Source organism: Niveispirillum sp. FG148, from assembly GCF_057809655.1.
Genome location: NZ_JBMDKJ010000007.1, coordinates 24,361 through 49,538, shown reverse-complemented (window position 1 = coordinate 49,538; position 25,178 = coordinate 24,361). Strand labels below are relative to the sequence as shown.

Annotated in this window: 23 protein-coding genes; 12 read left to right on the top strand and 11 right to left on the bottom strand. The window is 64.7% G+C overall.

Features of this window, described 5'->3' with window-relative positions:
* Nucleotides 1-45 precede the first annotated feature (45 nt).
* Nucleotides 46-1,245, top strand: a complete 1,200-nt coding sequence (locus tag ACODTW_RS09870; RefSeq protein ID WP_488945808.1) for a GGDEF domain-containing protein — start codon at nt 46-48, stop codon at nt 1,243-1,245.
* A 20-nt stretch (nt 1,246-1,265) separates the two neighbouring features.
* On the opposite strand, the gene ACODTW_RS09865 is transcribed toward ACODTW_RS09870, so the two are convergent.
* A complete protein-coding gene (locus ACODTW_RS09865) occupies nt 1,266-1,718 on the bottom strand; it encodes a phasin family protein (RefSeq protein ID WP_488945807.1) in 453 nt (150 codons plus the stop codon).
* An 895-nt stretch (nt 1,719-2,613) separates the two neighbouring features.
* Between ACODTW_RS09865 and uvrC the strand changes: the two genes are divergently transcribed.
* The 8 genes from uvrC (at nt 2,614) to ACODTW_RS09825 (ending at nt 11,090) form a co-directional block, all read left to right on the top strand.
* Nucleotides 2,614-4,548 carry an excinuclease ABC subunit UvrC gene (gene uvrC / locus ACODTW_RS09860; RefSeq protein ID WP_488945806.1) on the top strand — a complete coding sequence of 645 codons (1,935 nt, stop codon included), beginning with the start codon at nt 2,614-2,616 and terminating at the stop codon, nt 4,546-4,548.
* A 45-nt stretch (nt 4,549-4,593) separates the two neighbouring features.
* The gene (gene pgsA / locus ACODTW_RS09855) at nt 4,594-5,157 is read left to right on the top strand and encodes a CDP-diacylglycerol--glycerol-3-phosphate 3-phosphatidyltransferase (RefSeq protein ID WP_488945805.1); all 564 of its coding nucleotides are present in this window, start codon (nt 4,594-4,596) and stop codon (nt 5,155-5,157) included.
* A gap of 7 nt (nt 5,158-5,164) precedes the next feature.
* Entirely contained in the window at nt 5,165-5,416 is a 252-nt protein-coding gene (gene moaD / locus ACODTW_RS09850; RefSeq protein ID WP_488945987.1) for a molybdopterin converting factor subunit 1, read from the top strand.
* Entirely contained in the window at nt 5,416-5,916 is a 501-nt protein-coding gene (locus tag ACODTW_RS09845; protein ID WP_488945804.1) for a molybdenum cofactor biosynthesis protein MoaE, read from the top strand. Before moaD ends, ACODTW_RS09845 begins: the two co-directional genes overlap by 1 nt.
* Nucleotides 5,917-6,011: 95 nt before the next feature.
* Nucleotides 6,012-7,247: a sensor histidine kinase gene (locus tag ACODTW_RS09840; protein WP_488945803.1), complete on the top strand. Its 1,236-nt coding sequence runs from the start codon at nt 6,012-6,014 to the stop codon at nt 7,245-7,247.
* Between the two features lie 491 nt (nt 7,248-7,738).
* Nucleotides 7,739-9,421 carry a methyl-accepting chemotaxis protein gene (locus ACODTW_RS09835; protein ID WP_488945802.1) on the top strand — a complete coding sequence of 561 codons (1,683 nt, stop codon included), beginning with the start codon at nt 7,739-7,741 and terminating at the stop codon, nt 9,419-9,421.
* Nucleotides 9,422-9,552: 131 nt separating this feature from the next.
* Complete coding sequence (locus ACODTW_RS09830; protein ID WP_488945801.1) at nt 9,553-10,245, top strand: glutathione binding-like protein; 693 nt, start codon at nt 9,553-9,555, stop codon at nt 10,243-10,245.
* 173 nt (nt 10,246-10,418) lie between these two features.
* A complete protein-coding gene (locus ACODTW_RS09825) occupies nt 10,419-11,090 on the top strand; it encodes a CPBP family intramembrane glutamic endopeptidase (protein WP_488945800.1) in 672 nt (223 codons plus the stop codon).
* 28 nt (nt 11,091-11,118) lie between these two features.
* Here the strand turns inward: ACODTW_RS09825 and ACODTW_RS09820 are convergent, their stop codons facing one another.
* The gene (locus tag ACODTW_RS09820) at nt 11,119-11,484 is read right to left on the bottom strand and encodes a DUF488 domain-containing protein (RefSeq protein WP_488945799.1); all 366 of its coding nucleotides are present in this window, start codon (nt 11,482-11,484) and stop codon (nt 11,119-11,121) included.
* A 16-nt stretch (nt 11,485-11,500) separates the two neighbouring features.
* On the bottom strand, nt 11,501-13,582 hold the full coding sequence (locus ACODTW_RS09815; protein WP_488945798.1) for a ComEC/Rec2 family competence protein: 2,082 nt from the start codon (nt 13,580-13,582) through the stop codon (nt 11,501-11,503).
* A gap of 260 nt (nt 13,583-13,842) precedes the next feature.
* On the opposite strand from ACODTW_RS09815, the gene gltX reads away from it, so the two are divergent.
* From gltX to ACODTW_RS09800, 3 genes are all read left to right on the top strand, one after another.
* Nucleotides 13,843-15,246: a glutamate--tRNA ligase gene (gene gltX, locus ACODTW_RS09810; protein WP_488945797.1), complete on the top strand. Its 1,404-nt coding sequence runs from the start codon at nt 13,843-13,845 to the stop codon at nt 15,244-15,246.
* Between the two features lie 114 nt (nt 15,247-15,360).
* Nucleotides 15,361-16,689 (top strand): citrate synthase, encoded by a 1,329-nt coding sequence (gene gltA / locus ACODTW_RS09805; RefSeq protein WP_488945796.1) that lies wholly within the window; start codon nt 15,361-15,363, stop codon nt 16,687-16,689.
* Nucleotides 16,682-16,906: a hypothetical protein gene (locus ACODTW_RS09800; protein WP_488945795.1), complete on the top strand. Its 225-nt coding sequence runs from the start codon at nt 16,682-16,684 to the stop codon at nt 16,904-16,906. The genes gltA and ACODTW_RS09800 overlap by 8 nt, the downstream gene beginning before the upstream one ends.
* 16 nt (nt 16,907-16,922) lie before the next feature.
* Here the strand turns inward: ACODTW_RS09800 and ACODTW_RS09795 are convergent, their stop codons facing one another.
* The 8 genes from ACODTW_RS09795 to bamA all read right to left on the bottom strand — a co-directional run bounded on the left by ACODTW_RS09795 (nt 16,923) and on the right by bamA (nt 25,169).
* Complete coding sequence (locus ACODTW_RS09795; RefSeq protein WP_488945794.1) at nt 16,923-17,705, bottom strand: nickel/cobalt efflux transporter; 783 nt, start codon at nt 17,703-17,705, stop codon at nt 16,923-16,925.
* Nucleotides 17,706-17,749: 44 nt separating this feature from the next.
* Nucleotides 17,750-18,913 (bottom strand): lipid-A-disaccharide synthase, encoded by a 1,164-nt coding sequence (lpxB, locus tag ACODTW_RS09790; RefSeq protein ID WP_488945793.1) that lies wholly within the window; start codon nt 18,911-18,913, stop codon nt 17,750-17,752.
* Nucleotides 18,910-19,728 (bottom strand): LpxI family protein, encoded by an 819-nt coding sequence (locus ACODTW_RS09785; protein ID WP_488945792.1) that lies wholly within the window; start codon nt 19,726-19,728, stop codon nt 18,910-18,912. The genes lpxB and ACODTW_RS09785 overlap by 4 nt, the downstream gene beginning before the upstream one ends.
* The gene (gene lpxA, locus ACODTW_RS09780) at nt 19,728-20,519 is read right to left on the bottom strand and encodes an acyl-ACP--UDP-N-acetylglucosamine O-acyltransferase (protein WP_488945791.1); all 792 of its coding nucleotides are present in this window, start codon (nt 20,517-20,519) and stop codon (nt 19,728-19,730) included. Before lpxA ends, ACODTW_RS09785 begins: the two co-directional genes overlap by 1 nt.
* Nucleotides 20,520-20,688: 169 nt before the next feature.
* Nucleotides 20,689-21,162 carry a 3-hydroxyacyl-ACP dehydratase FabZ gene (fabZ, locus tag ACODTW_RS09775; protein ID WP_488945790.1) on the bottom strand — a complete coding sequence of 158 codons (474 nt, stop codon included), beginning with the start codon at nt 21,160-21,162 and terminating at the stop codon, nt 20,689-20,691.
* Complete coding sequence (gene lpxD / locus ACODTW_RS09770) at nt 21,140-22,189, bottom strand: UDP-3-O-(3-hydroxymyristoyl)glucosamine N-acyltransferase (protein ID WP_488945789.1); 1,050 nt, start codon at nt 22,187-22,189, stop codon at nt 21,140-21,142. The genes fabZ and lpxD overlap by 23 nt, the downstream gene beginning before the upstream one ends.
* A 32-nt stretch (nt 22,190-22,221) precedes the next feature.
* A complete protein-coding gene (locus ACODTW_RS09765; protein ID WP_488945788.1) occupies nt 22,222-22,827 on the bottom strand; it encodes an OmpH/Skp family outer membrane protein in 606 nt (201 codons plus the stop codon).
* Between the two features lie 14 nt (nt 22,828-22,841).
* The gene (bamA, locus tag ACODTW_RS09760) at nt 22,842-25,169 is read right to left on the bottom strand and encodes an outer membrane protein assembly factor BamA (RefSeq protein ID WP_488945787.1); all 2,328 of its coding nucleotides are present in this window, start codon (nt 25,167-25,169) and stop codon (nt 22,842-22,844) included.
* Between the last annotated feature and the right edge of the window lie 9 nt (nt 25,170-25,178).

The window sequence follows — 25,178 nt, the reverse complement described above, 5'->3', positions numbered from 1 at the left end:
ATGGTGTCCGGGGCGGGGGCGATGCCGGGACTGGATTTCTTTGACATGTCGACGATCGTGGCGGCCCTGGCGGGGATCAACGCCATTGCCTTCATCGTTGTCTGGCGCATCAACCCCACGGTTCCCGGCCTGGGCAGCTGGTCCCTGTCGCAGTGCCTGCATGTCGGCGCCTGGCTGCTGGCCGTGCTGGGGATGGCCGGCATTCTGAACGGCTATGCCATAATCGCCATCAGCAACTCGTTCAACCTGTGCGCCATGCTGCTTCTGATCGACGGGGCGGTCCGGTTTCGGGACTTTGGCCGTCCTGCGGCCTATAAGCCCCTGTTGACGCTGGCCATTCTGCTGGTGGTGACCATCTCCATTCTGAACCGCGAGGCGCAGGAATGGCGATATCTCTGGCATGACGGGATCTGTGTCGTGGCCCTGATTGTCGCGGCCCTGGTCATGATGTGGCGGACAAATGCCCAGGAACGCATTGTCCATGGCATGGCCGCCGGGTTCTTCCTGCTGGTGGCCGCCACCGCCGCCTACCGGTGGCTGGTCACTTGGACGCGGTCGGCGGGGGAAGGCTTCCCCTATCCGCACCTCAACGCCACCCTGTTCACCCTGGTCGCCCTCTGCGCCCTCGGCTGGGTCTATGGGCTGATGCTGTCGGTCAATTTACGGGTGCGCCAGCAGATGCTGGCCATCAGCCAGATCGATCCCCTCACCGGGCTGGCGAACCGGCATCAGTTGGAAACGGTGCTGACGCGGGCTTTGGCCCGGCTTGCCCGCGGAGGTCCGGGCTTCGGCCTGTGCTTTTTCGATCTGGACCGGTTCAAATCCGTGAACGACCGTTATGGGCATGCCGGCGGGGACGCCATGCTGGTGGCCGTGGCCGACCGGCTGCGCGCGGGTCTGGGCGCCGGCGAGCTGGCGGCCCGTATCGGCGGGGACGAATTCGTCGTGTTCTTCAACGATATCGATGGGGCGGAGGCACTGGCCGCTGCCGGCGACCACCTGCGCCGGCTGGTAGAAGGCCCGGTTCCGTTCGACGACGCCCAGATGCAGGCATGGATCAGTCTGGGCACTGCCCATGCCCCCGGGGACGGGCGCGACATTGACAGCCTGCTGCGCCACGCCGATGCCACCATGTATCTCGACAAGCGGCATCGCCATGCCGCCCACCCGCCGTCCGAAAGCGGTGTTGTTCTGCCGTTCCCCACAGACAGAAAGGGCCGCCCCGGAGGGGCGGCCCGCAACTGACGGCATCCGGCTTATGCGGATCAGGCCTTCTTGGCGCCGACCTTGGCCAGAACGGCCTGCAATTCCTCGATGCTTTCCTTGACGCGCTTGGACAGGACCTCAGCGGCCTCGCTGTTCGACTTGGCGACCAGTTCCGACAGTTCCTTCAGGTTGGCCGAGGCCTTCTCGAAGGAGGACTTCACCAGGGCGGCGTGCTTGGCGACCTTGTCTTCCGGCGTGCCGGCGGCCAGCAGCTCGGTGACGATGGAGGAGGTCTCTTCCAGGGACTGGCGGATGATCTCGGCCTGACGGCGGGCGACGGCCTGATAGCCTTCGATGGCCAGCTGGTTGGCGGCGACGATGGCTTCGACGTTACGGCGCTGCGCGGCGACCACGCCTTCGAAATCCGGGCTGGGCAGCTTGAATTCCGTAAAGGCCTTCTGGAAGTCCGTCAGGCGGCTCAGGTCGAAGAACTTCGTGGGATCGAAGTCCATAAACGGGTTCTTAACGGTGGCCATCATCATCCCCTGGGGCTGTCGTCAGCATAGCGTCACGCCGGCAGCGTCCTGCTGCACCGCAATATGACTGAAGCAGATAATGCGCTTTGCCGCTTTTTTCGTCAACTTCTTTGTTGCGCCGCACAAAAATCCTGGGAAATCAACCGCCTGCTTGTTCCGATCCGATATGTTGGCCCTGAAACCCGCCGATCCGGTCCGATGACGTGTTCATTCCGGGTCGGAGCGGAATGGGATGCGGTGGCTGCACGCGTGTGATGCTGAGGACAGGGGCATGCATTCCTACACAAGGTGACCCTTTGCCCATCGCTGGTGACCGCTGTCATTGTCAGCGGGGGGCCAGCAGGGGGTAAGTCACAACTAACGCGCGGCACCTTCCGTAAACCAATTCTTAACGGACTGGGACAGGGTGTCCCGTCCCATCGCCGCGCGAATCCCGTCCTGCCCGCTGCGCCCACGGTCCTAAACTTTTACACAGGCCGACAATGAACCGCGCTACACAGGCATCATCGGCAGAGTCAAGCCCCCGAATATCGATCATGACAGTTCAATGTCTCCTTGACTTACAAAACATTCAATAAAATCAATAACATGATATTTTATGCCTAGATTTTAGGCAATCGCGTCAAAGCCGCAGACTCCCTGGCTCCGCACCACTCCCCACCGCACTTGTCCGCAGACTTATCCACAGATTCCGTGGAAATCCCCCGGGACAATCACCAGACCGGCTTCGCCCGTCGAAAGGACAGGGTGTCGATGGCGGGCCTCTCCCGTTGCGGTGGTCTGCTACCACCTTCGGCCATGGCGGTCGCTTTTTCCCGGCAGATGCATCACCGATTGACCGGCGACGACGGATCGGCCACATGCTTGGACCATGCATGACGATGCCGACCATAATCCGCCCCCCGGACCCGACACGGATGCCGCGCCGGTTGCGCCTGGCCGGCGCAAGCGCGCCGTGGCCGACCTGAACCGCGGTGTGGACATCATCAAGGGCTATCTGCGCACCCTGCCCGACCGGCCGGGTGTCTATCGCATGCTGAATGACGAGGGCGATGCGCTCTATGTCGGCAAGGCGCGCAGCCTGAAGAAGCGTGTCACCAACTATACGATGCCGGTGAAGCTGCCCATCCGGCTGCAGCGCATGATCGCCGAAACCACGCAGATGGAGTTCGTCACCACCCATACGGAGGTGGAGGCGCTGCTGCTGGAATCGAACCTGATCAAGAAGCTGATGCCGCGCTACAATGTGCTGCTGCGCGACGACAAGACCTTCCCCCATATCCTGATCACGGGCGGGCAGGATTTCCCGCAACTGACCAAGCATCGCGGCACGCGGACGGAGGCTGGTTCCTATTACGGTCCCTTTGCCTCGGCCGGGGCCGTCAACCGCGTGCTGACGGCGTTGCAGCGCGCGTTCCAGCTCCGGACCTGTGCCGACACGGTGTTCAACACCCGCACCCGCCCCTGTCTGCAATATCAGATCAAGCGCTGCACCGCGCCCTGCGTGGAGAAGGTGACGCCGGCCGAATATGCCGAGCAGGTGCGCGAGGCCAGGCAGTTCCTGGAAGGCCGCAGCCGCGATATCCAGGCCGCTCTGGCCGCCGATATGCAGGCAGCGGCCGAGGCCCTGGAATTTGAACGCGCGGCCAAGCTGCGTGACCGTATCCGCGCCCTGACTGCCATCCAGGCGCATCAGGACATCAATGTCGAGGGCGTAGATGATGCCGACATCATCGCCGCCTTTCAGGATGGCGGCAGCACCTGCGTACAGGTCTTCTTCTTCCGCGGCGGGCGCAATTACGGCAACCGCGCCTATTTCCCCAGCCATGACAAGGTCATGGAGGCCGACGAGGTTCTGGCCGCCTTCATCGCCCAGTTCTACGATAACAAGGCCGCCCCCGCCCTGATCCTGGTCAGCCACGACCTGCCTGAACAGGAACTGCTGGAAGAGGCGCTGTCTGTGCGCGCCGGTTCGAAGGTGGAACTGCACACGCCCAAGCGCGGCGACAAGAAGCGGCTGGTCGACCACGCCATCAACAATGCCCGCGACGCCCATGGGCGCCGTCTGGCCGAAACGGGCAGCCAGACCAAACTGCTGGCCGGCGTGGCCGACGCCTTCTGCCTGGCCGAACCGCCCCAGCGCATCGAGGTCTATGACAACAGCCATATCCAGGGCGCGCATGCCATTGGCGGCATGATCGTGGCCGGCCCCGACGGCTTCATCAAGAATGCCTACCGCAAATTCACCATCAAGACCGAAGGAGCCGCCGGCGATGATTTCGCCATGATGCGGGAGGTGTTCACCCGCCGATTCGAACGCGCCTTGAAAGAGGATCCGGAGCGGGCGGGCGAAAGCTGGCCCGATCTGGTGCTGATCGACGGCGGTGAAGGACAGCTGGGCGTGGTCATGGAAGTGATGGCCGAACTGGGGATCGAGGATGTACCCCTGGTTGCCATCGCCAAGGGTCCGGACCGCGATGCCGGGCGGGAGCGATTCTTCATGCCCGGCCGCCCGCCCTTCGGCATGGAGCATAAGAGCCCCGTGCTTTACTATTTGCAGCGCCTGCGGGACGAGGCGCACCGTTTCGCCATCGGCACCCACCGGGCCAAACGGGAAAAGGCCATCACCACCTCCCCCCTGGACGAGATCCAGGGAATCGGGCCTCGGCGCAAGAAGGCGCTGCTGCTGCATTTCGGTTCCGCCCGCGCCGTTTCGCGCGCCGGCCTGGCCGATCTGCAGGCCGTGGAGGGGATCAGTGCGGCCGTCGCCAGAATCATCTATGACCATTTCCATGGGGAAGGATAGGATGCGGCCCCGACGGCCGACCCCTCCCCTTCTGCCTTGGCGCCCATGCTGACCAGCCTGCCCAATATCCTGACCCTGTCGCGCATCGCGGTCATCCCGCTGGTCGTGGCCCTGTTCTTCTTCCCCGGCAAATTGAGTGCCTGGACGGCCCTGGGCCTGTACGCGGCTGCCTGCATCACCGACTGGTTCGACGGCTATCTGGCCCGCATCTGGCGGGAGGAGAGCCTGATCGGCAAGTTCCTGGACCCCATCGCCGACAAGCTGCTGGTGGCGGCCGTGCTGATGATGCTGGTGGCCGTAGGCAAGATCGAAGGATCGGCCACCATCCCCGCCATCATCATCCTGCTGCGGGAAGTGATGGTATCGGGCCTGCGCGAATTCCTGGCGGGACTGCGCGTCTCCCTGCCCGTCAGCCGCCTTGCCAAATGGAAGACGGGTATCCAGATGGGGGCCATCGGCTGGCTGATCGTGGGCCATGACGGGCCGGAAGGCTGGCCCGTGACGGAGATCGGGGAGGTCGGCCTGTGGCTGGCGGCGGCCCTGACCCTGCTGACGGGCTGGGATTATCTGCGCGCGGGCCTGCGCCACATGCTGAAGGCGGAAGGGTGAGACCATGTTGAAACTGCTGTATTTCGCCTGGCTGCGGACCAAGATCGGGATGGCGGAGGAACGGGTGGCCCTGCCGGACGGCGTGGCCGATGTCGCCGGCCTGATCGACTGGCTGCGCGGCCGCGGGCCCGGCTATGCTGACGCCCTGGCCAACCTGGACGTGGTGAAGGTGGCCGTGAACCAGGAATATGTGCCCTTCTCCCACCCCGTCGCAGCGGGGGACGAGGTCGCGCTGTTCCCGCCGGTGACGGGCGGCTGATGACCGTCAAGGTCCAGCGGCAGGATTTCGACATCGGCGCCGAACTGGCGGCCTTGACCGATGGCGATACCGGCGTGGGCGGTCTGTGCAGCTTTGTAGGGCTGGTGCGGGACCTGCACCCCGACGCGGGGGAGGTGCCGGGCACAGTGCGCGCCCTGACGCTGGAACATTATCCCGGCATGACGGAGCGGCAACTGGAGGCGATAGAGGCCGAGGCCAGGGCACGCTGGCCCTTGCGGTCCTGCCTGATCATCCATCGCTACGGGCGGCTGGACCCGGGCGACCGCATCGTGCTGGTTGCCTGCGCATCGGCACATCGGGAGGCGGCGTTTGCCGCCTGCCAGTTCCTGATGGATTGGCTGAAGACCAAAGCGCCCTTCTGGAAGCTGGAAGAAACGGGCGGTGGCGACCGCTGGATCGAAGCCCGCGACAGTGATGACGCGGCGGCGCGGTCCTGGGACGGCCCCACAGCCGTTGGAGATACCCCATCTGGTTCGTAACGCCTATGCGCTACCCGGGCAAAGGTTGCAGGCGACAAGTCGCCTGAAGCATGGCATTGATAGGGTCAATCCAGCCATCCTGACTTGAAATGTACGTGAAAGACGATCCCCCGACGATCCTGGTCGTCGGGGGTGACAAAGACCGATATCCGGCTCCCGCGGCGCTGAAGCGATCGACCCCGGCCGTGGACCTGCGCTTCCTGCGCAAAACGGAAGATCTGCTTGCCGTTTGCCGGGACCGTCGGCCGCTTCTGATCATTGTTGATCTGCACCATGTCGAGGCGCCGCTGGGGCTGACGGCCAATATCCGTGCCGCCGACCTGCCGGTCGACCCCACCATCATCATGATCGGCGATACCATTACGCCCGATCAGCGCATCCAGGCACTGGAACTGGGCGTTGCCGAGGTGATGGACCGTCCCGACAGCATGGAAGAGCTGTCCCTGCGGCTGTTGTCCTGCGTCCGTCTGCGCCATCGGCTGGCCCTGGCAGAACGCTGCGCCGCCGATCGGTCGCAGAAGCTGGCAGACGCCCTGGCGCTGCTGAAGGCAGCGGAGCGCAAGCTGCTGGATCAGGGGGGGCGCGCGACGGAGGACAGCCGGCGCAATGCCGAAGTGGTGGCAGGTGCTGCCCACGAGCTTCGTACGCCCCTGCACGCCATCATCGGCTTCTCCGAACTGATCCGGGATGATGCGCACGGCCCCCACGCGGACGACCGATACCGGGAATACGCCGTCGATATTCATCAGGCCGCCACGCATATGCTGGCCATCGTCGATGGCACCCTGGATCTGGCGCGGGCAGAGGCAGGGGCCGACACGCTGGATGTGCGCGACATCGATATTGGCGCCGCCGTCCGGGACAGCACGCGCATGTTGCGCCAGTTGGCCGACGGCAGCGGTGTCGACCTTCATGTCGTCATTCCGGATAAACCGCTGCGCATCCGCACCGACCCGGACAAGATCCGCCAGATCGTCATCAATCTGGCCTCCAACGCCATCAAATTTACCCCCCGGGGTGGACGCGTGACGGTAGAGGTTGGTGGCATTGACGATGGCGGGGCTGTCATCCTGATCATCCGCGATACCGGCATCGGCATCGCGGCACACGACATGCCCATGGCGATGAAGCCGTTTGGGCAGGTCCGCCGCACCGACCGGCCCCATCCAAAAGGTACGGGTCTCGGCCTGCCCTTGACCCGTCGCTTTGTCGAGATGCTGGGTGGCGTCTTGGACATCAATTCCGTTCCCGGCAAAGGAACGGTGGTCAGCGTCAGACTTCCCGCCAGCGCCCCCAATGATGACCAGGGCACGCGGCCGGCGATGACTTGACCTGCACTTGTCCACCGTGCGCGATACCCCGCACATTGAATCTGGCATGCGTGTTTTTGCATTGGAAACAGCATAAGCCGATCGTCCGGCGCATAACGCCCGGGCGACACAACCGCAACAGCCGCCTGGCCCGGCCGATGCCCCGATATGGCGCGTTCGTCACTATCCTGTTGTGAATAAACGAATTTTCACGCTTTCGTGTTGGCACGGATCTGATAACCCAGATTATGGCCCTCTCGTTGCCTATATTTTGTGCATTTTCATCTGACCCGCAGCCCGCAACGCCCATACAGGGTTCCCAACGCAGTTAGCCACACACTTATCCACAGATTCTGGGGAATGGTTCGACGGCTTGGCGGACGTTCCCTGACCGGATCGGGACAGGCGCGCCCGGTCCGCTATCCCTGAGCATAGATTGTAGCGCAGAGGGCAACGGATTTAACCGTAAGCCCTGCACGCAATCTCCGCTGAACATACAATGGCAGGGCAAGATGTTCGATAAACTAACTATCAAAGCTAAGGTCTTCCTGGCTTTTGCGGGAATTCTGGTCGTCACTGCCTTGCTGGGTGGATTCAGCCTCTGGCGTCTGCAAGGTATCGACAACGCCTCCATCCTGGTCAGTGACAATGCCCTGCCATCCATCAAGTATCTTGGCGCGATGAATGTCGATGTCCTGCGCGTCCGGTCCACGCAGTTCCAGCACATCATCGCGACGACCCAGTCGGACATGAAGGCTGCGGAAGGGCGGATTGATGGCTTCCAGAAAAGCTTCGACGCCAACCGGCTCAAGTACGAACCGCTTATTTCCTCCAAGGAGGAGGACGAGATCTATCGCCGGTTCAGCGAGAAGTGGCGGAATTATCTCTCCCTGTGGCCCACGGTTCAGGAACTCTCCTACAAAAATCAGACCGAGCAGGCCGGCAACCTGATGACAGAGAAGCTGTCGCCGCTCTATCGCGACGCCCAGGCCGACCTGGAAGCCCTGGTAGAATTGAACACCAAGGCCGCGAAGGCCGCCGCTGACGACATCAACACATCCATCAGCAATTCGCAGATTGGCATCGGTATCGCCATCGTCATCGCCCTGGTCGTCGGCGTCAGCGCCGGCTGGTCCCTGATCAGCAGCGTGGTACGGCCGATGGGCACCCTTACGGATATCATGATGCGCCTGGCCCGGCATGACCTGTCTGCCCATGTTTCCGGCGCAGCACGCCAGGATGAACTGGGTGCGATGGCCCGCGCCGTTGAGGTGTTCAAGGAAGGGTTGATCGAAGCGGACCGACTGGCTGACGCACAGAAGACTGAGCAGGCCGCCAAGGAACGCCGCGCCGCCGTGGTCGCGGAGATGATCCAGGAATTCGACAGCAAGGCCTCGTCTGTCCTGCGTGCCGTCAGCGCCGCCGCCACAGAACTGGACGCCACCGCCCAATCGATGAGCGCCATCGCAGAGGAAACCAATCGCCAGGCAACGGCCGCCGCCGCCGCTGCCGAGCAGACAACAGCCAATGTGCAGACCGTGGCCGCCGCTGCCGAGGAAATGGCCGCCAGCATTCTGGAGATCAACAATCAGGTCAACCGGTCCAAGACCATCTCCGACAAGGCCTATACGGAGGTGCGCCACACCGATGACACCGTGGCCGGACTGGCGGAGGCGGCGTCCCGCATCGGCGCCGTCGTGCAGTTGATCCAGGACATTGCCGGACAGACCAACCTGCTGGCCCTGAACGCGACGATCGAGGCTGCCCGTGCCGGGGAAGCCGGCAAGGGCTTTGCGGTGGTAGCGTCGGAGGTGAAGGCCCTGGCCAATCAGACTTCCAAGGCAACGGAAGAGATCGCGGCACAGGTGGCATCGGTGCAGCAGGCAACGGACAGCTCAGTCTCCGCCATTCGCTCCATCGGCACCACCATCCAGTCGGTCTCGGAAATCGGTGCCTCCATTGCCGCCGCCATGGAGCAGCAAGGCGCATCGACCACGGAAATTTCCCGCAGCGTCACCCAGGCGGCATCGGGAACCCAGGAAGTATCGGCCAATGTCAGCCAGGTGACCGAAGCCGCCTCGCAGACCGGCACCTCGGCCCACCAAGTACTGGGTGCCGCCCGCGAACTGGCCCTGCAATCGGAGCAGCTGCGCGGTCAGGTGGAAAAGTTCCTGGCGGACATCCGCGCCGCCTGATCCAAGGCTGCAAAGCCAGTCAATGGCGGGGGAAGTGAGGGCGCTTGTGTGCGCCCCCTCACTTCCCCCACCGTTTCTTTGCCGATAGGGTGCGGTTATTCCCCCCACTGTCACGCAAGGATCAGCCTTCGATGACCATTCAGCTTCATGCCTGGCCGACACCCAACGGCTATAAGGTTTCCATCGCCCTGGAGGAGATGGGCCTGGATTACGATGTCCATCCCGTGAATATCGGCGCCGGCGAACAGTTCCAGCCCGACTTCCTGAAGATCGCCCCCAACAACCGTATGCCCGCCATCGTCGATCCCGACGGCCCCGGGGGCAAGCCGTTCAGCCTGTTTGAAAGCGGCGCCATCCTGATCTATCTGGCGGAAAAGACGGGGCAGTTCCGGCCCGCCGATCCCGCCGTCTGGTACACGCACATCCAGTGGCTGATGTGGCAGATGGGCGGCGTCGGCCCGATGTTCGGCCAGGCCGGCCATTTCATCCTCTACGCCCCGGAAAAGGTGCCCTATGGCATCGAACGCTACCGCAACGAGGCCAAGCGCCTGCTGAAGGTAGCCAATACCCGGCTGGGCGAGGCCGCCTATCTGGGCGGCGATGATTACGGCATCGCCGATATGGCGACCTTCCCCTGGGTCCGCAGCGCCCCCAAATATGAAATCGACCTGAACGACTATCCCAACGTGCAGCGCTGGTTCAACGCCATCGCCGCCCGGCCGGCGGTGCAGCGCGGCCTGGGCCTGCTGGCGGACAAGGTGAAGCCCGTCGGCACGCCCATGTCGGACAAGGAGCGTGAAAACCTGTACGGCAAGAAGCCGTAACCGGGGCCCTGTTCATTTCCGGACACCCCCTGTTCAGAAACGAACAGGGGGTCGTCGGCCCATCCGACGGAAAGCACGGGTTTCCGCCTCTTTTCCCTTTGGCCCACCGCTTGCTGTCAGGCCAGCAATCGGCGTTGACCGGCGCCGGGGATGGGGAAAGATGGGGCAGTTCCATGATTGAACAGCATCAGACGGGTCGCGGCTGGACCGTGGCCGGCCTTTGCATTGCCATGGCGGGATTGCCGCTGTTGATGGGTAACTATCGGCTGCTGGTAGGAACGCCTGTTTCCGAATTGCCGATATTGCTGCGCGAAGGCGCGGCGTTCCTGCTGCTGGGGGCCCTGCTGTGGATTGTCCGGCGGGGCGAGCGGCTGCCGCTGGCGTCCATCGGGCTGACCATCGAAAGGCCGGGCCGCACGGCCCTGATGGGCTTGGGGCTGGGCGTCGCGCTTCTGGCCGGCACATTTGGCGCCTTGGGCCTGATCAGCGCGCTTGGGCTCTCCTATGGCGGCGAGGCCAAGGGCGCCTTCGTCACCCCGATCTGGCTGAAACTGCTGATCGTGATACGTGCGGGGCTGGTGGAGGAAATTTTCTATCGCGGTTACGCGATGGACCGCCTGGGCGCATTGACGGGAAGCCGTCTGGTCGCCGCCTTGCTGCCGCTGGCCGCCTTCACCCTGTCCCATGCCAATGGCGGTATCGCCGGCATGCTGATCGCCTTGATCCTGGGCAGCATCCTGACCGGCTTCTATGCCTGGAAGCGCAACCTGCCGGCCGCCATCCTGGCGCATTTCCTCATCGACTTCATGCCCAACATCCTGCTGCCGCTGCTGGGTGCGGATTAACGCTGTTTCTGGTCAGTGGAAATACGCACTACGCCCCGGTCAGGATGTCGACCAGGACGGTGGCATTGTTGCGCGCTTCGTCCCTGGCCGCGAACAGCAGCGTCACCGGCCCCGCCGCCGCCAGTTCCCGCAGCCGGGTCAGCGCCGCCTGACCTGCCGGTCCCGCCAGTTCAGCGGCATAGGCGGGCGGGAAAAGATGCCAGTTGTCCGGATCGGCATGGGTGCGCCGGCGCAGATCGTGGCTGGGCGCCACCTCTTTCAGCCACAGATCGATGCGGGCCTTGTCCTTGGCGATACCGCGCGGCCACAGCGCATCGACCAGCACCCTCATGCCATCCGCCTCGGCCGACGCCGCATAGACACGCTTCACGCGGAAATCACCCCGCTGGTCCATTCCTGCCCCCTTCGCGTCAGTTCCAGGGCCGCGCCCCCGGTGCCGGCCGGGTCGTCTCGACCTGGATGCCGGTGGGCTGGAAATATAGGGCATGGGCGCCGCGGGCGGCCAGGGCCGATCCGTCGATGATCAACGGCACCGGACAATCGCGCACATTCCAGCGGGCGACGATCGCCTCCACCTCCTGCCCGCACAGGATTGCCACCGCATCCGGCATCAGGGCGATACCGACGCGGCGGCCGTCCGCGGCATAGACACAGGCGCCGGCATCGCAGCGCAACCGTCCATCCTTGGTTCCCTGCTTGGGCCAACTGCGCACATTGTCGGTCAACCCGTCGCGCTGGGCCCATTCATCGCTGTCGAAACGGCCGGCCCGGCGCGTGGATACGGCCATGCCGCCATCGGCCATCCGCACACCCACCACCTTGCCATCGCCGCTGACCCGCAGATCGGGCCGGTCGGCCAGCGGCAGCGCCAGCAGGCCCAAGGCCATGCCGATGAAGCCCAGCCGCCGCACCCGCCCCTGCCACAGGCACAGCCACAGGCCCGACAGGGTGAACAGCGCCAGCCCCCAGCCCGGCAGCAGCGGCAGCGGCACGGCCGACCCCGGCAGGTCGGCGACACGATGCGCGGTTTCCAGGATCAGCTCCACGCCCCAGCCCATGGCGGTCACGGCCCAGCCTTCCAGCCCGAACGGCATCAGCAGGCAGACGATCAGGCCCCAGGGCATCACCCAGAAGCTGGTGATCGGCACCGCCACCATGTTGGCCAGCAGGCCGTAATTCTGCATCTGCTGGAAATGGTGCAGACCGAAGGGAATGGTCACCGACCCCGCCACCAGCGAGGTCAGGGCCAGCCCGCCGACATAGGTGGCGATCCGGCCCAGCCGCCCCCCGCCCCCCTCCTGTCGTCGCGCGGCCATCCAGGGTGTGATGACCTCGAACGCCGCGATCAGGGCGATGACGGCGGCGAACGACATCTGGAAGCTGGGCCCGACCAGGGCTTCGGGCTGGACCAGGATGACCGCCAGGGCCGCCACCCCCACCACCCGCAGGGAGAAGGGGTTACGGTCCACCAGCACGGCCAGCAACATGACAGCCGTCATCAGCACCGATCGCTGCGTCGGTACCGGCGACCCCACCAGCAGCATGTAGAAGAACGCCGCCGCCAGCGCCGCCACGGCCGCATATTTCTTGATGGGATGGCGCAACGCCAGGGCCGGGATCAGGGCCATGCCCCCACGCAGGATCAGGAAGACCAGCCCTGCCACCAGCCCGACATGCAGGCCGGAGATGGACAGGAGATGCTGAAGGCCGGACTGGCGCATCGCCACCATGTCCTCTTCCGGAATACCCGCCACCTCCCCGTTCAGCAGGGCCGCCGTCATCCCGCCCACGGCACCGGGCAGGCGTTGCGATACCCGTTCAGCGATGATCTGACGCCAGCGTTCCAGCACGAACGCATCGGCCGGGCCCTTTTGCTGGATGCGCAGGGCCCCCAGGGCAAAGCCGCTGCCACCGATCCTCTGGAAATACAGGTGCCGGCGAAAATCAAAGGCGCCGGGTTCCACCGGATCGCCCGGTGGCCCGACGGCGGCGAACAGACGGACCCGGTCCCCCGCCTCCGGCACCACACTGGCCTTGCGGACGGAAATGCGCAGGGCGGCGGGCGTGTCCGGGGGCGCCACCCCCTGGATCATCGCCTGATCCAGCACCAGCCGCAATCCGGCCGTCAGGCGTTCGATGCTGGTGACCCGACCCGTAACGCCGGTCGGCCCGATCTCCGCCTGCATCTGCGGCGCATCCACCAGGGCGGTGCGCACCTGCGCCGCCGTGAAGCCCAGAGCGGGCCCGACCAGCCCGATCCAGGCCAGGGCCGCCCATTCCGGCCGGCGCCATTGCACGACACCGGACGCGGACAGCGCCAGGACCAGCGATACGCCCCCGCCCCATCCCGCCGGCTCCCATTCCAACGCGAAATAGGCAGCAATACCGATCCCGACCAGCACCGGAAACCACAGGACCCAGCGTGACCGCTCCGCCGACAGCGCCGCCAGGAACCGCCCCGGCCAATGTGACAGAACCGCAGATACCCCCATGCCGCCTCCCCCCGTCTGCGGCATAAAAGTAGATGAAAATTCCCCCGATATCACCATCCGGTTGGGCATAAATGGTGGCGCCGGCCCCTTGGCGCGGTCCACCGGCCGTTCAATCCAGGGCGGGGGTGAAACCGGACCGGCACCCACGACTTTTTGCGGGGGGTGAGGCCCCGGTCGTGCGCTATTCAGGGCCGCCGGGCCTGTGCTACACCAGCCCGCAAACAATCATCTTCCCGTATGGGAACCATAAGAGTTTCGCAATGATCGTCACCCGTTTCGCCCCTTCCCCCACCGGCTATCTGCATATCGGCGGCGGCCGCACGGCGCTGTTCAACTGGCTGTTTGCCAAGCACCATCAGGGCAAGTTCCTGCTGCGGATTGAGGATACGGACCGCGCGCGTTCCACCCAGGCCGCCGTGGATGCCATTCTGGACGGGCTGAAATGGCTGGGCCTGGAATGGGACGGGGAGGCGATCAGCCAGTTTGAACGCAAGGACCGCCACGCCGAGGTGGTGGACCAGATGCTGGCCAACGGCACTGCCTATCGCTGCTACTGCACCCCGGAAGAACTGGACGCCATGCGTGAGGCGCAGAAGGCCGCCGGGCAGCAGCCGCGCTATGACGGGCGCTGGCGCGACCGCGACCCGTCCGAAGCGCCGGCCGGTGTGGCCCCCGCCATCCGCCTGAAGGCCCCGCGCGATGGCGAAACCATCGTGAAGGACCATGTCCAGGGTGAGGTGAAGGTGCAGAACAGCCAGCTGGATGATCTGATCCTGCTGCGTTCCGATGGCACGCCCACCTATCTGCTGGCTGTGGTGGTGGACGACCACGACATGGGCGTCACCCATGTCGTTCGTGGCGACGACCATCTGACCAACACCTTCCGCCAGCTGCAGATCTACAATGCCATGGGCTGGGCGGCGCCGGAATTCGCCCACATCCCCCTGATCCACGGGCCGGATGGGGCCAAGCTGTCCAAGCGCCATGGTGCCCTGGGCATCGAGGCCTATCGCGACATGGGCTTCCTGCCGGAAACCATGCGCAATTACCTGCTGCGTCTGGGCTGGGGCCATGGTGACGCGGAAATCATCTCCACCAGCCAGGCCATCGACTGGTTCACGCTGGAAGGCATCGGCCGGTCGCCCTCGCGCCTGGACTTCGCCAAGATGGAAAACCTGAACGCGCATTATATCCGCGAGGCAGACGATGCGCGTCTGGTCGCCCTGACCGCACCCTTTATCGAGGCCAAGATCGGCCGCGCCCTGTCGGATGTGGAGAAGGACCGGTTCCTGCGCTCCATCCCCGGTTTCAAGCCGCGGGTGAAGACCCTGATCGAACTGGCTGACGGCGCGCTCTACCTGTTCGCCGCCCGCCCGCTGGCGCTGGATGACAAGGCCGCGGCCCTGCTGACGGCCGATGTCGCCAGCCAGATCGCGGCCCTGACGGAGAAGTTCGCAGGTGCGGCGGAATGGAATGCTGCCACGCTGGAAGGCATCGTGCGCGAGTTTGCCGAAGCCAACGGCCTGAAGCTGGGCAAGGTGGCACAGCCGCTGCGCGCCGCCCTGACCGGAACCACCGTCTCTCCGCCGATTTTCGAGGTGGCGGAAATTCTCGGACGCGCCGAGGCGCTTGGACGTTTGGAAGATATCAAAAACCGTGGTTAAGACGATGGTGTTGCGTTGCACTCGCTGCGGCGCGGCACTAAACTCCGCCCCGCCTACCTATAAAGGCGGGGTCTGAAGTACCCCCCAAATTAAACCCTTGAGGACGTGCCGACCATGAGCCAGACAACCCAGACGGCGGGCGTTGGAACCGCCGATACGGTGACCCTGATCGATAACCGGACGGGCAAGAAACTTGACCTGCCCATCCTGAAAGGCTCGACTGGGCCGGATGTCATCGACATCCGCAAGCTCTACGGCGCCACGGGTTGCTTCACCTACGATCCGGGCTTCACGTCCACGGCCTCGTGCGACTCGGCCATCACCTATATCGACGGTGATGAAGGCGTGCTGCTGCACCGCGGCTACCCGATCGAACAGCTGGCTGAAGAGTCGGACTTCCTTGAGACCTGCTACCTGCTGCTGCACGGCGAGTTGCCGAACGCGGAGCAGAAGAAGACGTTTGAGGCCACCATCACCCGCCACACGATGGTGCATGAGCAGCTGACGCAGTTCTTCCGTGGCTTCCGTCGCGATGCCCACCCGATGGCCATCATGTGCGGCGTCGTCGGTGCCCTGTCGGCCTTCTACCATGACAGCACCGACATCAACGATCCCAAGCAGCGCCTGATCGCGTCGCATCGTCTGATCGCCAAGATGCCGACGATCGCCGCCATGGCCTACAAGTACTCGGTCGGCCAGCCCTTCATGTACCCGCGCAACGACCTGGGCTATGCAGAGAATTTCCTCTACATGACCTTCGGCGTCCCGTGCGAGCCGTTCAAGGTGAACCCGATCATCGCCAAGGCGATGGACAAGATCTTCATCCTGCACGCCGATCACGAGCAGAACGCGTCCACCTCCACCGTCCGTCTGGCCGGTTCGTCGGGCGCCAACCCGTTCGCCTGTATCGCCGCCGGTATCGCCAGCCTGTGGGGCCCTGCCCATGGCGGTGCGAACGAGGCCGTGCTGAAGATGCTGGAAGAGATCAAGTCCGTTGATCGCATTCCGGAATTCATCAAGCGCGCCAAGGACAAGAACGACAATTTCCGCCTGATGGGCTTCGGCCATCGCGTCTACAAGAATTACGACCCCCGCGCCAAGGTCATGAAGCAGACCTGCGACGCCGTGCTGGCCGAACTGGGGATCAAGGACGATCCGCTGCTGGATATCGCGGTGGAGCTGGAAAAGATCGCCCTGTCCGATCCGTACTTCATCGAGAAGAAGCTGTACCCGAATGTCGACTTCTATTCGGGCATCATCCTGAAGGCCATCGGCTTCCCGACCAGCATGTTCACCGTGCTGTTCGCCCTGGCCCGCACGGTCGGCTGGATCAGCCAGTGGAAGGAAATGATTGAGGATCCCGGTCAGAAGATCGGCCGTCCGCGTCAGCTCTATATGGGCTCCAAGACGCGCGATTTCGTCCCGGTCGAGAAGCGTGGCTGAGCGCAAGCATAGCCAATCCGGCAAGGCGGGCGGTCCCTTCGGGGCCGCCCGTGGCGCATTCGCGCATCCCGGCGCCAGCCCGTTCCTGTGGCGCCCATCCGCACCGGCCAATGACAACCCCGCCCCGATCGGCAAGCGAATCAGCCGCGCCCTGCGCCTGCTGACCATCGTCGCGATCCTGGGCAGCCTGGTCTGGTCGGCGGTTTATTTCCGGTAAAGTCCGCGGCGTGACGTCACGCCCGCAGCGCCGATATCCCGTGCCAGCCCATATAGGCGGCAATCAGCAGGATCAGCAGCGCCGACAGATAGGGCGCCCGCTTCATCAGCCGTTCGAACCCGATGCCACGCCGTGACAGGTGCCGTACGCCCAGTGCCGCCACCACGCCGGACCCGGTCAAGGTCAGGGCCAGGCCGATGCTGAAGCACAGGACCAGGGCCACGCCCAGGGTCACTTCCTTCAACTGAAGACAGATCAGCAGCACCGTGATGGCCGCGGGGCAGGGGATCAACCCGCCGGTCAGGCCGAACAGGATGATCTGTCCCGTCGCCGCCTGACCGCTGGCGAACCGCTGCTGGATCTCCTGGGCATGGTGCCGTGCATGCGCGTCCGCATCCTCGAACGCAGCATGGTCGTGGTGGCCATGATCATGATGGCCATGCTGATGCGCCAGATGCCGGCGCCAGAGCGGGGCCGACAGCCAGGCCGCCATGCCCAGCATGATGACGGCGCTGAGCAGCTGGAACCAGCCTTCCACCTTCTCGCCCTGCAATTCCCGCCCCAGATAGAGGCCCAGCAGCGCCACCAGCCAGACCACGGCGGTGTGGGAGATCGTCGCGGACACACCCAGCATCACCGCCTGCGCCACGGTCCCGCGCACGGCGACGATGAAGGAGGCCATCATGGTCTTGGAATGACCGGGTTCCAGCCCGTGCAGCGCCCCCAGCAGGATGGCGGAGGGCACGAACAGCCAGGCATGGGTACTGCCCTGACGGATCAATTCGGCGAATTCAGGCATGATCAACGGCATCCGGTGGCAAGGGCCGGCATCATGCCATTCGCTCAGCCACCTTTCACCACATTCAACACGGCATCGGCCGCCCTTTGGCTGGGCGTCTTGTCGCCCCCCTGGCCCAGCCAGCGCGCCACCTGGCCCACGCCGTCAACCTGATCCCGCCGCGCCGCCGGTTCCTCCAGCAGCTGGATGACCGCGTCGGCCAGCTTTGGCGGCGTGCAATCGCCCTGCAACCGTTCGGGCACCAGCATCCGGTCCAGCATGATATTGACCAGATTGGCGTATTTCACCCGGATCAGCCGGCGGTACAGGCGATAGGTCAGCGGATGGATGCGATAGGCGATGACCGATGGCAGCCGCGCCAGCGCCAGCTCCAGCGCGACCGTGCCGCTGGCCGCCAGGCCGGCATCGGCTGCCGCCATGGCATCATACTTCTCCCCGTCGCCCTCCACCACGATGGTGGGCACGGGCCAGCCGGATGCCGCCGCCCGCACGGGGGCCGCCACCTTGCCCAAGGTGGGCACGACGGCGCGCAGGCTGGGGAAGTGCTGCTTCAGCAGCGCCAGCGTGGCCGCGAAATCGGGCAGCAGCACCTTGATCTCGCTGCGCCGGCTGCCAGGCAGCACGCAGAGCAGCGGCACATCATCGGGAATGCCATGGCGGGCGCGGAAGCTGGGGCCATCCCCCTTCTCCACCCCCGCCTCCACGATGGAATGGCCGACAAAGGTGGCAGGCAGGCCCACCGCCTCGAAATAGGGGGGTTCAAACGGCAGCAGGACCAGCAGATGGTCCAGGAATTTGGCGATCTTCGCCGCCCGGCCCGGCCGCCAGGCCCAGACGGTGGGCGCGACATAATGGATCAGCTTGATCGATGGATCGGCCCGCCGCACTTTCTTCAACACACGGAAGCAGAAATCCGGCGCGTCGATGGTGACCACGGCATCGGGTCGGGCTGCCAGGATGGCGCCCGCCGTCTGGTTGATGCGGCGGATCAGGTTGGGCAGCTTGGGCAGCAGTTCGGCCAGACCAAACAGGGTCAGTTCCTCCATGGGGAACAGGCTGTCCAGCCCCTCGGCGATCATGCGCTCACCCCCGACGCCGGCAAAGCGCACCTGCCCACCCGTCGCCTGCTTCAACGCCGCCATCAACCGGGCGCCCAGCACATCGCCAGAGGGTTCACCGGCGATCAGGAAGATCAACGGGGCCGTCATTCCGTCACCCCAACGATCCAAAGGCCGGCCGCGTCCGCCGCCGCAAGGGCGGTTTCACGCCCCACCAGCAGCGTGCCGCCCGCTTCCGCCGCAATGCCCGCAAAGCCGGCGGCGATACAGGCTGCCACCGTATCCGGCCCGATGGTGGGCAGGTCCAGCCGCCGGTCCTGCCCCGGCTTGGCCCGCTTCACCAACACGGGCCCCTGTCCCTGGCGCTTAAGCATGGCACAGCGGGCGATCAGGGCGTCCGTGCCCTCGATGGCCTCCACGCCCAGCACCAGCCCCGCCTGCACCACCACGGACTGCCCCACATCGACGGCACCCAACGTACGGGCAACACCCATCCCGTGGACAATGTCGGCCAGCCCCTGCGCATCCGGTGCCGCCCGCGTCAGCACCCCGGCCGGCATCAGCAGATCATCGATCAGGGATTGCACAGCCACGACCCGGAACCCCTCTTCTTCCAGCAGGGCGGCCACGGCCCGCAGCAGGCCGTCATCGCCCAGGGCCTTCAGCCCCAGCCGGGCGAAGAACCGCGCCGCATACCAGTCCGGCCGCAGATCGGAAAGGGACGGCCGGCGCACACCACCGGCCATGACGATCTCCGTCACCCCTTCCGCCCGCAGCCGTTCCAGCACAGCCCCGGCCGCCCCCATGCGATAGGTTCCATGGGGCATGTCGGCCGACAGCCAGGCATCTGCCCCCTGCCCTTCCAGCGCCACCACGAAATAGGGCCGCCCGGCCCGCCGGCAGGTCGCCACCAACTGGCGCGGCAGGTCGCCGCCGCCGGCGATGATGCCCAGCCGGCCCGTCATCAGCCGCGCGGCAGGGTCAGGGCTCGGCTGCCACGGTCGCCCAGGAAGGACAGCATCTCGGCCACGGTGCTGACCTCGCCCGCCTCTTCCGCCACGGCGGCGGCACGGCTGGCAAGGTCGCCCTCGCCCTCGAACAGCTTCTTGAAGGCGTTGCGCAGCGCGTGGATCTCCTCACGCGCAAAGCCGCGGCGCTGCAATCCCACCAGGTTCAGCCCGGCCAGATAGGCGCGGTCGCCCTTGACCAGACCATAGGGGATCACGTCAGCTTCCACGCCCGACATGCCGCCGATCATGGCATGGGCGCCGATGCGCACGAACTGATGCACGGCCGACAGGCCGCCCAGCACCGCATGGTCACCCACCACCACATGCCCGCCCAGGGTGGCATTGTTGGCGAAAATCACATTATTGCCGACGATGCAGTCATGGCCGATATGGACACCGACCATGAACAGGCCGCCATCGCCCACACGGGTCACCATGCCGCCACCCTCGGTGCCGGTATTCATGGTGACATTCTCCCGGATGCGGTTGTTGCGGCCGATGATCAGTTCCGACGGCTCGCCCTTGTATTTCAGGTCCTGCGGCGCATGACCCAGCGAGGCGAAAGGATAGACCACGGTGCCCTCGCCGATGGTCGTACGGCCGTCGACGGCCACATGGCTGACCAGACGGACATAATCCCCCAGCACCACATGGGGACCGACCACACAGAAGGGACCGATCTCCACACCGGCGCCCAGACGCGCACCCGGATCAACCACGGCACTGGGATGGATGTTCGCACTCATCGGCCGGAACCTCGGATCAGTTGACATGAGAAGGGGCGGATGCTCCGCCCCCGCCCCGTGCCTATCAAAGGCGTTTGACAAAATTGCGTCCGGCGCCCGGCCCGCCGGTCATTTTTGTGACCGCACCAGCCCGGCGTCTGAGCCCGGCGTCTGAGGGAACAGACAAAACTCACTCCCCCATGACGATCATGGCCGTATAGGTGGCTTCGGCATGCAGGTTGCCGTCCACCCACGCCTCACCCCGGAATTTCCAGACATTGCGGCGGTTCTGGATCTTCTGGACCTTGATGTGGATTTGGTCGCCCGGAACGATGGGGCGGCGGAACTTGGCTTCCTCGATCCCCATGAAATACACGAGCCGACCCTCCGCTTCCTGTCCCAGCGTCTGCATGACCAGGATGGCGGATGTCTGGGCCATGGCCTCCACGATCATCACGCCCGGAAATACCGGCTTCTGCGGGAAATGGCCCGTGAAGATGGGTTCGTTCATCGTCACGTTCTTGATGCCGGTGCAGCTTTCACCGGGGACGATGTCCTTCACCTTGTCGACCAGCAGCATCGGATACCGGTGCGGGATCAGTTGCATGATCCGGTTGATATCCAGGCTGGCCAGTTCTTCCTTACTCGTTTCCGTCGTGCTCATCGCCCCGTCCACTTTTACCCTTCGCCATTCGGGCCATCATTGCCACCTGGCGGAAATATTGCCGTTTGGGCTGCGCCGGCGTGCCGAACACTTCCGTCATTGCCGGCACATCCCGCATGACGCCGCTCTGCGCGGCGATGCGGGCCCCGGCCCCGATGGTCAGGTGGCCGGCCACCCCGGCCTGCGCCGCCAGCACGGCATGATGGTCGAACTTCGTGCTTCCCGAAATGCCGGACTGGGCCACGATGACGCAGCCGGCACCAAGCGTGACGTTGTGCCCGATCTGGACCAGATTATCAATCATGCAGCCCCGTCCGATCACGGTATCGGGGCCGGCGCCGCGATCGATGGTGCTGTTGGCGCCTACCTCCACATCATCCTCGATGATGACGCGGCCCATCTGCGGCACCCGGACATGGCCCGTGACGTCCATGGCGAAGCCGAACCCGTCCTGCCCGATGCGCACACCCGGATACAGCGTGACCCGGTCCCCGACCAGACAGTGGGACAGCGACGCGCCGGCGCCGATGACGCAATCGGCCCCCACCCGGACATTGCGGCCGATAACGGCATTGGCGGCGATGCGGGTACGGACCCCGATCTCCGCCCCGGCCTCGATCACGGCACCCGCCGCCACCTCCACGCCATCGCCCAGAACGGCGGTCGCGTCGACATGGGCGGCTGGGGAGACATGGCCATCGCCCACCGGCACCGGATAGAAGGCCTGGGCGCAAAGCGCATAGCTGCGATAGGGCTTGGTGGACAGCAGCAGCGCCATGCCCGCCGGCGCCTTGTCGGCCAGCGACGGATGCACGACGCAGGCGGCGGCGCGGCTGGCCTGGAACGCCTCGACATATTTGCGATTGTCCAGAAAGCTCAAATGCCCGGCGCCGGCCTGATCCAGCGGCGCGACGTCATGCAGCAGCAAGTCCGGGTCACCACCGGGGGCCACGCTGGCGCCCGACCGGGCAGCCAGCTGGCCAAGTGTGAAGGGACCGGCACGGTCGAAGAAGCGGGGATCGGCCATGGATGACCTCTCAAATGTTGGCTGCGGCCCGGTCAGGGGGCCGGCGGCGGCGGCACATTGACGGTAACCTGCGGAAGGCGGCTGTTCAGCCGCTCCAGCACCTCGGCCGTGATATCGGCCGACCCGCCCGCCTGATAGACGATGAACTGGCGGGAGATGACCAGCGTGGCGCCGGATTCCTTGGCAACCTCGGCGATCACCTGGTCCAGGATATTGATGACGCTGTTGCGTGCCTGGTTGAAGGCGATGTCCAGCCGGCGGGTCCGTTCCTGCAACGCCCGGCCTGTGGCCGACACGCGGGTTTCGAACTCCGTCCGCTTGCGATCGAACTCCTCCACCGACACGGTCTGGCGCAGCTGCGCCAGTTCCTGCTCGGCCTGGCGCAGGCCTTCCTGCTGGTGCCCCACGTCGCGCTGCAGCTGTTCCTTCTGCGTATCCAGCTGCTGCTGGATGGCACGCATGGCCGTGGCCTGCTGCAAGACATTGGGGATGTCCACCACCGCGACCTGGGCATAGGGCAGGGTGCGGCGTGCCTGGGCCACCGGCTGGGTCTGCGCCTCCTGCGCCGACGCCGCAGATGCCATCGGCCCGGCCACAAGGGCCAGGCCGAAGCAAAGGGCCGTCAGGCGCCGGATCACCCCCGCACCCCGCGTCAGAACCGGGTACCGAAGCTGAATTTCAGCGTTTCGGTCTGGTCATAGGGTTCCTTGGCCAGCGGCTTGGCCAGATCCAGACGGATCGGACCGAAGGGCGACTTCCACGACACGCCCACACCGGCCGACATGCGGATCTTAGAGCTGTCATAGAACACATCGCCCTGGCCCGGTGTCGTCTTGGCCTGCGTCAGGGTACCGGCATCGTAGAAGACATGCGCCTTCACGCCCAGTTCGTCCGGCAGACCCAGCTTCGACGTCAGTTCCAGGCTGGACCGGGCGAAGATCGTACCGCCCAGTGCATCGCTGGCCGACGGGTTCGACAGGTCCGGCACGTTGCGCGGGCCGATACCACCGATTTCGAAGCCGCGCAGCGTGTCGCCACCGATGAAGAAGCGATCATTGATGCGCAGATCCTTGCCCATGCCCCAGATATGGCCGGCTTCGGTCGTCAGGCTCAGCACCATCTGTTCAAACGGCGCCCAATATTGGGCGGCAGTGACGCGGTTGCGCAGATAGCGGGTATCGCCGCCCAGACCGGCGAACTCCACCGACCACAGGAAGTAATAGCCGCTGGTCGGCTCCAGCTTGCTGTCACGTTCGTCATAGAGCAGCTGGCTTTCCACCGACGACGTGACCGTCGTGCCTTCCTGGTCAAGCAGGAAGCGGGAGCTGCCGTAATAGACGTTCTTGATGGTGTTCTGCGACAGCGAGTAGCTGACGCGCTGGCGCAGCTTCTCCGACAAAGGATAGCCGGCGCGCAGCACGACGCCCGTGCTTTCCAGATCATAGGTGATGGTGTCGCGGCTGTCGCGCACGACGCGGAACACGTCCACACCGGCCGCCAGATCACGATCCAGGAAATAGGGTTCGGTATAACCCAGATCCACCTCGAAGCTGCGCGACGACACCATGGTCGACAGGCGCAGATCCTGGCCGGTACCCAGCAGGTTGCGCTGACGGATGGAGAAGTCCAGCAAGGCGCCGTCGGTCGACGAATAGCCGGCACCCAGCTGGATTTCACCGGTGGGCTGTTCCTCGACCTCGATGGTGATGACCGACTGGTCGCGGCTGCTGCCCTCCGCCGTCTTCAGTTCGACGCCGGACTCCATGAAATAGCCCAGGTCCTTGATGCGCTGTTCGGAGCGCTTGACCTTGGAAATGCTGAACGGGTCGCCTTCGACCACCAGCATCTCGCGGCGGATGACCTTGTCCAGGGTATTGTAATTGCCGATGATGTCGATGCGTTCGACGAAGACGCGCGGCGTCTCCTTCAGCTCGAACACCACATCGATCGTCTGGTCTTCCTGATTGCGCTGAAGCAGCGGATCGATATCGACGAAGGCATATTGCAGATCGCCCAGGCGATTGGTCAGCGCCGTGATGCTCTCTTCGATCTTGTCGCCATTGTACCACTCGCCGCTATAGGCGTTGATCGCCTCATAGAGCGGGGTGACATCCACGTCGGGGATGTCGGACTGGATCTCGATCTTGCCGAACTTGTAGCGCTTGCCTTCATCCACCGTCATGGTGATGAAGAATTCCTCGCGGTCGGGCGTCAGTTCCGCGACAGAGGTCAGCACCTTGAAGTCGGCATAACCGTTGCGCAGATAGTGGCGGCGGACCTGCTCCTGGTCATAGCGCAGGCGCTCGGGATCGTAATTGTCGTTGGACGACAGGAACCGCCACCAGCGCGATTCCTTGGTGATCATGATCTCGCGCAGCTCATCATCGTCGAACACGTTGTTGTTGACGAAATTGATGGCCTGGACGCCCGTCATCTGACCTTCCTCGATCTCGAAGATCAGGTCGACGCGGTTCTGTTCCAGCTGCACGATCTTGGGCTCGATCCGGGCGGCAAACCGGCCCTTGCGCCGGTACAGCTCCTGAATCCGCTCCACATCATTCTGCACACGGGTGCGGGTATAGACCGTGCGGGGGCGCAGCTGGACCTCCTGGTTCAGGTCCTCCAGCTTGATGCGCTTGTTCCCCTCGAACGCGATGCGGTTGATGATGGGGTTTTCCACCACCGATACCAGCATCACGCCGCCGTCGCGCCGGATCGACACGTCGGCGAACAGGCCCGTGGCGAACAGCGATTTCAGCGACTGGTCGATCTTATCCGGATCGAAGCTGTCACCCGCCTGTACCGTCAGGTACGAACGGATGGTCGCGCCCTCGATACGCTGAGAGCCTTCGACACGGATTTCGCGAATGATGCCACCATCAAACGCCTCCTGGGCCATGGCGCCGGTCGACAGCGCGATGGCGGATGTTGCGGTGCCGCCCAGGAGCAGGCACAGCGCGAACCTGGAAACCGAGACCAACTGTTCCCC

Bases quoted from the DNA above. Each gene is read 5' to 3' on its own strand.
- gltX (WP_488945797.1), top strand. From the start codon at position 13,843: ATGATCGTCACCCGTTTCGCCCCTTCCCCCACCGGCTATCTGCATATC.
- lpxB (WP_488945793.1), bottom strand. From the start codon at position 18,913: ATGACGGCCCCGTTGATCTTCCTGATCGCCGGTGAACCCTCTGGCGAT.
- ACODTW_RS09835 (WP_488945802.1), top strand. From the start codon at position 7,739: ATGTTCGATAAACTAACTATCAAAGCTAAGGTCTTCCTGGCTTTTGCG.
- pgsA (WP_488945805.1), top strand. From the start codon at position 4,594: ATGCTGACCAGCCTGCCCAATATCCTGACCCTGTCGCGCATCGCGGTC.
- lpxD (WP_488945789.1), bottom strand. From the start codon at position 22,189: ATGGCCGATCCCCGCTTCTTCGACCGTGCCGGTCCCTTCACACTTGGC.
- ACODTW_RS09830 (WP_488945801.1), top strand. From the start codon at position 9,553: ATGACCATTCAGCTTCATGCCTGGCCGACACCCAACGGCTATAAGGTT.
- ACODTW_RS09785 (WP_488945792.1), bottom strand. From the start codon at position 19,728: ATGACGGGCCGGCTGGGCATCATCGCCGGCGGCGGCGACCTGCCGCGC.
- ACODTW_RS09815 (WP_488945798.1), bottom strand. From the start codon at position 13,582: ATGGGGGTATCTGCGGTTCTGTCACATTGGCCGGGGCGGTTCCTGGCG.
- uvrC (WP_488945806.1), top strand. From the start codon at position 2,614: ATGCATGACGATGCCGACCATAATCCGCCCCCCGGACCCGACACGGAT.
- ACODTW_RS09865 (WP_488945807.1), bottom strand. From the start codon at position 1,718: ATGGACTTCGATCCCACGAAGTTCTTCGACCTGAGCCGCCTGACGGAC.
- gltA (WP_488945796.1), top strand. From the start codon at position 15,361: ATGAGCCAGACAACCCAGACGGCGGGCGTTGGAACCGCCGATACGGTG.
- ACODTW_RS09820 (WP_488945799.1), bottom strand. From the start codon at position 11,484: ATGGACCAGCGGGGTGATTTCCGCGTGAAGCGTGTCTATGCGGCGTCG.
- ACODTW_RS09825 (WP_488945800.1), top strand. From the start codon at position 10,419: ATGATTGAACAGCATCAGACGGGTCGCGGCTGGACCGTGGCCGGCCTT.
- lpxA (WP_488945791.1), bottom strand. From the start codon at position 20,519: ATGAGTGCGAACATCCATCCCAGTGCCGTGGTTGATCCGGGTGCGCGT.
- fabZ (WP_488945790.1), bottom strand. From the start codon at position 21,162: ATGAGCACGACGGAAACGAGTAAGGAAGAACTGGCCAGCCTGGATATC.
- ACODTW_RS09845 (WP_488945804.1), top strand. From the start codon at position 5,416: ATGACCGTCAAGGTCCAGCGGCAGGATTTCGACATCGGCGCCGAACTG.
- ACODTW_RS09795 (WP_488945794.1), bottom strand. From the start codon at position 17,705: ATGCCTGAATTCGCCGAATTGATCCGTCAGGGCAGTACCCATGCCTGG.
- ACODTW_RS09870 (WP_488945808.1), top strand. From the start codon at position 46: ATGTCGACGATCGTGGCGGCCCTGGCGGGGATCAACGCCATTGCCTTC.